Source organism: Alcanivorax sp. HI0083 (assembly GCF_001635175.1).
Genome location: NZ_LWFX01001107.1, coordinates 1 through 8033, shown reverse-complemented (window position 1 = coordinate 8033; position 8033 = coordinate 1). Strand labels below are relative to the sequence as shown.

Sequence of the window (8033 nt, the reverse complement as noted above, 5' to 3'; positions counted from 1 at the left end):
TGGCAGTTGCAGGCGGATCTGGCACAACCATTGGCGCTGAACAATGACTGGCAACTGACCGCCGCAGAGCCCCTCGCTGTGGCGGGCAGCGGCGTAGCATTGGTTCAGGCCAGTGCCGCGCTGCAATTGGCAGGCCCGCCGGGCAAGGTGACATTGCAGGCTCACAGCGACAGCGAGGTAACAATCCCGGCAGGGCTTGAACAGGGCCGGGGGACGTTGCGGTTGCAGGGCGACAGCCTGGGCGGTCAGGTGGACTTTCATTGGCAGGATCGTGTGCTGGTGCTTGAGCCGGCGTCGCTGAGCTTGCCGCAAAATCTCACCGCGCAGTGGCAGGAGCCACTGCAGATACCCATGGCCCGTTCCGGCCGGACCGATCTGCCGCTGCGGTTGGGCTACGACGGTTTGAATATAAAAACCGGTTCCAGCCAGGTTCGGTGGCAGCTGGCGGCGGCCGAAGGCGCGAGTCAAGTTGATTGGCAGTGGGCCGGTGATCTGGTGCTGCGCGGGCAATGGCAGGGCTACCAAGTGCAAGGGGAGTGGCAGGGCGCTGTCGGCAGCCATGGGCTGGAGGGGGACCCCATTAGGCTCACGGCGCGGCAAGGGAATGATCGGCTGGCTTTCCTGATGCCGGTAAGTACCTTGCAGCAGGCCCCGTATGGTGCCGAGGCCAAGGTGACTGGCAACATGTCCGGTTACCCACTCGACGGCACCCTGGCTTTTGCCCAGTCCGACGCCGGCTGGGCCGGTACGCTCCAGGCGAGCACCACCTTGCCGCAGTTTGAGCGTGGTGGGCAGGTAACGGTCAAGGCCCCCTGGTCGTTGGTGGATGGCACGGTCAGCGTGGCGGCAGGGAGCCAGGCGTCAATTTCCGAGGGGCTTATCGGGCAGGCCCTGATCCGGCCGGTATCGCTGCGTGCAACGGGTCCGTTGCAGATCAATGGACAGGGCATTACCGGCACTGTGGCCATTCATGGCGGTGGTTTGCTGGCCGCCCGCTGGCGCCTGCCGCCGATTTCGGGGACGGCGACGATGAAAGGTGAACAGGTTCAGGGTCGGTTAACCGTCAGCGAGTGGCAAAGCGAATTGCGGGCCAGTGGTGCGCTTGAGAAAAACGGTGGGGCGAGTGGCACTCTGACCATGCGCAGCGCGTTGGTGCCTGCCATGGGGGTGGGCCTGGATGCCACTCCACGGCAAGGTCAGCTGGAAGGCAAAGGCCGCTGGCAATGGCGGCAGACGCTTAAAGCCTCAGGCGATATCACGCTTACCGGTGCGGACCTGGACTGGGGCAGCGTGACGGCCCGTGGCGCTGCCGGGGTGATCCATGGTGAATACGATAACGGCGACGTGCAGCTCAGCAGCACCGGACCCGTGACCGTGGACACCCTGGATATCGGCACGCCGATCACTGATCTGGCGCTCACGGTGAATAGCGACCTGTCGCAATGGCAATTTACCGATGTCCGTGCCGATTTGCTGGGTGGCTACTTGCGCTCTCCGGCACTGGACTGGCCCTCCGCGCGGCCTCAACCTGTGGTGATAAGCCGCATTGATCTGGCTCAGGTCGCGGCGCTACAGAATCCTCCTCCGGTCTCGCTGTCCGGTCGAATCGGCGGTTATGTGCCGCTACAGCTGGGCGCGGATTTCCTGGCGATTGAAGAAGGGCGGCTGGCCAACGAAGAGCCGCTATCCTTGATTATTCCTGCGTCGTCCAGCGTGCAGGCAATGCCCGATTCCAATCAGGCAGTGAAGTTGGCGCTCGACAGCCTCAGCACCCTGTTGATCAGTGATTTCCAGGCGCGCATGGCCATGGATAAAGTGGGTTGGCTGGATGCGGCGATCACCATTAAAGGGATAAACCCGCAAAGAAAAAATCTGCCGGTAGTGTTTAACTACACACACCGGGAAAACGTGTTGGCGTTGATGCGCAGCTTGCGCATTGGCGATGAAATCACTGAACAACTGCGTACGGAGAATCGATGATGAAACAACTCGGGCTGGGCACGGTGTTGCTGGCCGGGTGGCTGTTGGCGGCTTGCACGCCCACGGTGGCCCTGAAAGCACCGGAAGAACCCATCACCATTAATCTGAACGTGAAGATCAATCATGAAATCCGTTTGAAAGTGGAAAAGGATATCGATCAATTATTCAGTGAAGAAAGCGACCTGTTTTAAGGAGTAGGGACAATGAAAATTGTAAAGACCATGATTGCCACCCTGACCCTGCTGCTGAGCATGGCGGCGTTTGCGCTGGATCTGGATGCGGCGAAAAGCCAGGGGCTGGTCGGTGAGCAGACTGATGGCTACCTGGGCGTTGTGAAGGCAACACCTGCCGCCGTTGAGCTTGCAGCAGAGATTAATCAGAAGCGTCGCGATGCCTATGAGCGTATTGCCAAACAAAACGGTATCACGCTTGATCAGGTGGCCAGGCTGGCCGGGCAAAAAGCCATCGACAAGACCGCGACCGGGCAATATGTGAAAACACCTGATGGTCAGTGGGTGGAAAAATAATGCTGTAAAAATATTTTTTCTACCAAAGTATTGGGATGGAAGTTCCAACTCATTATTTTGGGCTATATTTATGTAAACCATTGATAGTATAGGGGTTAAATTTAAGTAAATTAACCCCCTGATACCTGTTTAAGTGGCTGCTTGTTTTCCTTTCCGGTGTTTAAATTCCTGAAGAAATTCAGAAACAACGGGAAAGGAATCTGCCATGAAAACATTTTTGCGTATGACGGCCGCGGTGCCGCTGCTGATGAGTCCTTTTGCTTTCGCTGGAGAAAATGTTCCAGACCAATACGGCTACATTGGTGGGCACGCCAGCTACTACACTTTTTACGACAATGATGTGATTGGTAACGGTGGCGATGGCCTGGATGATGTGCCGTTTTATGGTGCTCAGCTCGGTTGGCGCTTTGCCCCCAACTGGTCCGTTCAGGGCTGGTATGAAGAAGTGGACGGTGACGCGGAGAGCAAGTACAACTCCGGTCGCCGCCTGGACATGAAAAACTATTATGTCAGTGGGCGTTACCACTTTGATGATCACGGCCTGTTGGGTTTCGAACCCTATGCCGGCATCAATGTGGGTGAGCAGCTGATTGAAAGCCTGAATAATCCCAACAGTGACGATAACGACGAGCTGATGACCGGTGTGGAGCTGGGTGTGCAGCGCGCGTTCTTCAAGCATGTGATTCTGGATCTGGGTACCCGTCAGGCTTACAGCCAGGATCGGGAATACTGGGAAGGCCAGGTTTATGCCGGCGTTAATCTGGCCTTTGGTATCAGCGATGACGACGGTGGCAGCAGTGACGATGAAGTGGTTGCTGCAACCCCCGCGGAAGTGGTGACTGGTGACAGCGATGGCGATGGTGTTAACGACGACAAGGACCGTTGCCCGAACACTGCTTCTGGTGCAGTAGTGGATGCGGACGGCTGTCAGGTCTACGAGTCCATGCAGAATCGGGAAACCTCGGTGATCTACTTCGGCTTTGATCGCGACACCATTCAGGGTCAGTTCAGCGATGAAATCAAAGGTGTGGCGGATCGCTTGAATGCCGGCGAGCAAGGGCGCATCCGTGTGGAAGGCCATGCTGACAGCACTGGCCCGGCAGACTACAACCAGGGCCTGTCCGAGCGCCGTGCCCAGTCAGTGAAGGATCGCCTGATGAAAGACTACTCGGTTGGTGCCGACAAGATCACCACGGAAGGTTTCGGTGAGAGCAAACCCGTGGCCGACAACAGCACTGCTGACGGTCGTGCCAAGAACCGTCGTGCTGACATCATTGTGGAAACTGAAGAGAAAGAAGCGCAGTTCAAATAAACGCAAGATGGTGAAACAAAAAACGGGATGCTTCGGCATCCCGTTTTTTTATGCCGCTCTGCGGCTGCAACACGCGTCACGCAACAGGCAACACGCTATGCGCCCGCCGCGCTTTTAACTTTACACTTTCAACTCAACCGCTCTGCCAATCCCGACGCCCGCCAGGTGCGTTTCTTCACGGCGCTGTCCAGCACCGCCGGTTTGCCGAATTCCAGCAGAGTGAAACGGTCCCGGGCGCGGGTGACGGCGGTATAGATCAGTTCCCGGGTGAGCAGCGGGTGGGGAGCGTCCGGCAGTACCAGCAGGGTATGCCGGAATTCCGAGCCCTGGGATTTGTGCACCGTCATGGCATAGACGGTTTCCACCCCGTCCAGGCGGCTGGGCAGTACCCATTTGATGCGCCCGTCCGGCAACTGGAAGGCCACTCTTAACAACCGTTCCGTCTTGCCGTGTTTCTCCTCAAGTAATGGCAGGGTCAGCCCCACATCGCCATTCATCAACCCCAGTTGATAATCGTTGCGGGTCATCATCACCGGGCGGCCCGGATACCATTCCCGTTCCGGGGCCAGGTCCTGTTGTTGCAGGTGGCGGGTGATGCGCTGGTTTAACTGTTCCACCCCGAATGGCCCGCTGCGCAAACCACTGAGCAGTTGCTGGTGGGTGAGTTGCTTGAGCAGTCCGGCGGCCCAGTCATCGAATGCTGGCCGTTGCGCTGGTGGTGTCGCCACCGCCTGAAACAGCGCACGTAGACCTTCCTGATAGCCGCTGCCGTTGAGCAGCAGGGTTTCCAGTTGCCGGTCATCGCTGCGCAGGGGATGGCGATGCAGGCTGTCGCCATAGTGTTGAAACGCCTTGCGCACCTGGGGCAGGTTTTCCTCGTTCACGGCCCGGGCCAGCTCGCCAATACCGGGGCTGTCCTTGGAGCGCCAGTTTGTGCGCAGCATGGCGGTCTGCTGGGCCAAGGCATTGCCCGGGGCCTGCTCGGTTTCCCGGTAGTCGCTGATGTCGGCGCCACAGGTGTCTTTGATGAAATCGATGGTGCGTTGTTGATAGCGCCCCTGGTGGGCATGGCGACACAGGTCGCCCATCACCGCGCCGGCTTCCACGCTGGCCAGCTGGTCCTTGTCGCCCAGCAGGATCAGCCGGGTGTGTGGGCTCAGGGCTTCCAGCAGGCTGGCCATCATGTCCATGTCGATCATGCTGGCTTCATCCACCACCACCAGATCCGCGTGCAGCGGATTGTCAGCGTGGTGACGGAAGTGGCGGCTGTCCGGGCGGGTACCGAGCAGGCGGTGCAGGGTGGTCACGTCTGTGGGAATGGCGTCGCGTACCGCGACGTCCACGTCCAGTTGTTGCACCTGTTCGCCGATGGACTCGGTGAGCCGCGCCGCCGCCTTGCCGGTGGGGGCGGCGAGACGGATACGCAGACGCTGGTTGTCCGCCATGGCCAGGCTTTGCAGCAGCCCCAGCAGGCGCACCACGGTGGTGGTTTTGCCGGTACCGGGGCCGCCGGTGATGATGCCGATACCGCTGCGGCTGGCCAGGGCGCAGGCCACTTGTTGCCAGTCGGTTTGGTCGCCGGCGTTCGGGAATAACCGGGCCAGGGCGTCGCGCAGACGCTCGGCAGGCAAGGGGCTGACGGTGGCCAGTCGCTGGCCAATGGCCTCAGCCACCGCCACTTCCCGGTCCCAGTTGCGGCGCAGATAAAGGCGGCTGCCATCCAGCACCAGCGGCGTGCTGCCATTCTGACTGACCAGTGGACTCTGTTGCAGATCACGCAGCCAGTCGTCCGGCTTGCCGGGCAGCAGGGTCACCAGTTCCGGCGGTGGGCTGGTGCCCCACAGCTGGGTGGCCAGCTCCCGGTTTTTCAGATCCAGACACAGATGGCCGCTGGCCTGTTGATTGCTGGTGAAGGCGGCGAGCAGCAGCACTTCGTAGCTGGCCTGCGGACATTGCTGGTTGAGGAAGCGGGCAATGGCCACGTCCAGGTCGCGCAGCAGGTTGTTGTCGCGCAGCAGGAGAAGAGCGTCTTCCCAGGTGAGGGCGGAGAACAGGTCAGTTTGCATGGGTAGCCCCCAACCGAGTTGAAAGTTGAAAGTTGAAAGTTGAAACGCGGGAAAGACCTGAGCCAGCCGAGCAGGTTCTTCGCCGCGATTTGTGTGTTGTGGTGCGCGGGCACGGCATTTCAGTGACGCAAGAGCGTGTTCGCGCTTTTGAACTTTCAACTTTCAACTTTTAACTCTCCCTTCCTTCAAACATCTCATCCAGCGTTTCAATCAACCCGGTCGCCGGCCGATCAAACACGGTGCCTGCCGCCGGCCCTTGCAAGCCGCGCAGGAACACATAGACGGCGCCGCCAAGGTGCTGGTCGGGATCATAATCCGCCAGGCGGCTTTTCAGCAGGCGGTGCAGGGCCAGCAGGTAAAGGACGTATTGCACTTCATAGCGTTTTTCCAGCACCGCGTGGGTCATGGCGTCCAGGGTGTAGGCGCTGTCATCCACGCCGAGCCAGTTGGATTTGTAGTCGAGCACGTAGTACTTGCCGTCGTGTTCGAACACCAGATCGATAAAGCCCTTGAGCATGCCGTTCAGGGTATCGGCTTCCAGTCGTGGGCGCGGGTGTGTGGGGTGGATGTGCTGGCGGATCAGGGTGTCCATCTCGGCCACTTTCACCTGGTGGGCGGGGAACACAAATTCCAGTTCCGGCACATAGGTGTGCAGGGTGTTGAGGGCGATCTTGTCGCTCTCAAGCGGCAGGGCGGTGGTCACCGCCTGCTTCCACCAGTGGCGAATCACGCCCGCAAAATCCTGCCAGCCCCGGGCCTGCAGTTTTTCTTCCACGCTGGTTTCAAACTCGGCCGGGGCGGCCAGGGTCTCTGTGAACCGCTGGTTGGCTGCATGCTCGAGCACATCGTGGAGCAGGGTGCCCGGTGCGGCGCCACGGGGGAAGGCGTGGATGCTGTCTGGCAGGGGCTCGGCATCATCGACAACGGTGTCATCCTGCTGCTCGGCCAGTTGATCGCCGCGCGGATCCGCCGGGGCCAGGGTTTCCTGTACCTGTTTGAGCGCACTGTAGCTGGCAATCCACCAGGGTTGCCGTTGACGCGCCACAGGAATCAGCGGCGTGCGCAGGGTCCGCGATTCGGCTTTGGGTTGATAGCATTCCGGGTTGCTGTCCGGCGCGTTGATAATGGTGACCGCATCATGGGCTACCGGTGCCAGCGCGGTACGCAGGCCGTCGTTGGCCACACCGTTGCCGAACAGCAAGCGGCCGATGGCGCTTTTCTCCAGCTGGTTCTGCTTGCCGCGGCCCTTGATATAGGGCGCGATTCCCAGGGTGCAGGTATGGCAGGCGCGGGTCAGAGCCACGTAGAGCAGGCGCATGTCTTCGGCGAGCCGTTCATGGTCTGCCTTGTTTTCCACCGTGTCGTCCGGTTCCAGCGACACATTGAGATGATCGTTTTCGTGGTAGCGCAGCGGCGGCTTGTTCTTGTCCGCCGGGCGGAAGCTGCAGATAAAGGGCAGGTACACCAGCGGGTATTCCAGGCCCTTGGATTTGTGGATGGTGATCACTTTGACCCGGTCGTCGTCGCTTTCCAGACGCAGGATACTTTCCTTGCTGCTGCTACGACCTTCCTCAACGGTATCTTCCAGATAACGGATCAATGACTGTTCGCCATCCAGCTGGGTGGCGGCCTGCTGCAACAGTTCGGCCAGATGCAGCAGGTTGGTCAGGGCCCGTTCGCCGTCCAGGCTCTGGCTGAGCCGGGCGGGCACATGAAAATCCATCAGCAGGTTGCGCAGCATGGGCAGCACGCCCTGGCTCTGCCATTGCTGGCGATAACCGTGAAACTGCTCCACGGTTTCTTCCCAGCGCACTTCATCCTGATTGAGGGCATCCAGTTCCGCGTAGGCCAGGTCCAGAACCGCGCAGGCCAGGGCGCTGCGCACCCGGGTGTCGGATTCCGGGGTGGCGCAGGCGTGCAGGATCAGCAGCAGGTCATGGGCTTCCGGCTGGGCAAACACGGAATCCTGATCGGACAGATAAACGCTGCGTACCTGCCGTTCCATCAGCGCATCGCGGATGGCTTTGGCTTCGGTGCGGTCGCGAACCAGGATGGCAATGTCGTTGGGATGCAGGGGCCGGAAGCTGCCGGCTTTCCGGAAGCCGGTGACGCCTTTTACGGCACCGTTAAGCAGATGGGCAATTTCGC

6 protein-coding genes are annotated in these 8033 nt (G+C 60.0%); 4 read left to right on the top strand and 2 right to left on the bottom strand.

The annotated features are described in order from the left end of the window. The 4 genes from A3754_RS15185 to A3754_RS15170 form a co-directional block, all read left to right on the top strand. Positions 1 to 1980: YdbH domain-containing protein (locus A3754_RS15185; RefSeq protein WP_063520374.1), on the top strand; the 1980-nt coding region annotated here is incomplete at its 5' end. Further along, the gene (locus tag A3754_RS15180) at positions 1977 to 2171 is read left to right on the top strand and encodes a YnbE family lipoprotein (RefSeq protein ID WP_063520373.1); all 195 of its coding nucleotides are present in this window, start codon (positions 1977 to 1979) and stop codon (positions 2169 to 2171) included. The genes A3754_RS15185 and A3754_RS15180, both read left to right, overlap by 4 nt. Positions 2172 to 2183: 12 nt before the next feature. Further along, positions 2184 to 2507, top strand: a complete 324-nt coding sequence (locus tag A3754_RS15175; RefSeq protein WP_063520372.1) for a YdbL family protein — start codon at positions 2184 to 2186, stop codon at positions 2505 to 2507. A gap of 205 nt (positions 2508 to 2712) precedes the next feature. After that, on the top strand, positions 2713 to 3819 hold the full coding sequence (locus tag A3754_RS15170) for an OmpA family protein (protein WP_063520371.1): 1107 nt from the start codon (positions 2713 to 2715) through the stop codon (positions 3817 to 3819). 128 nt (positions 3820 to 3947) lie between these two features. On the opposite strand, the gene recD is transcribed toward A3754_RS15170, so the two are convergent. Both recD and A3754_RS15160 read right to left on the bottom strand, forming a co-directional pair. Continuing rightward, positions 3948 to 5885: an exodeoxyribonuclease V subunit alpha gene (gene recD, locus A3754_RS15165; protein WP_063520370.1), complete on the bottom strand. Its 1938-nt coding sequence runs from the start codon at positions 5883 to 5885 to the stop codon at positions 3948 to 3950. 169 nt (positions 5886 to 6054) lie between these two features. After that, the coding region (locus tag A3754_RS15160; RefSeq protein WP_197468676.1) for a 3'-5' exonuclease at positions 6055 to 8033 on the bottom strand (1979 nt) is incomplete at its 5' end.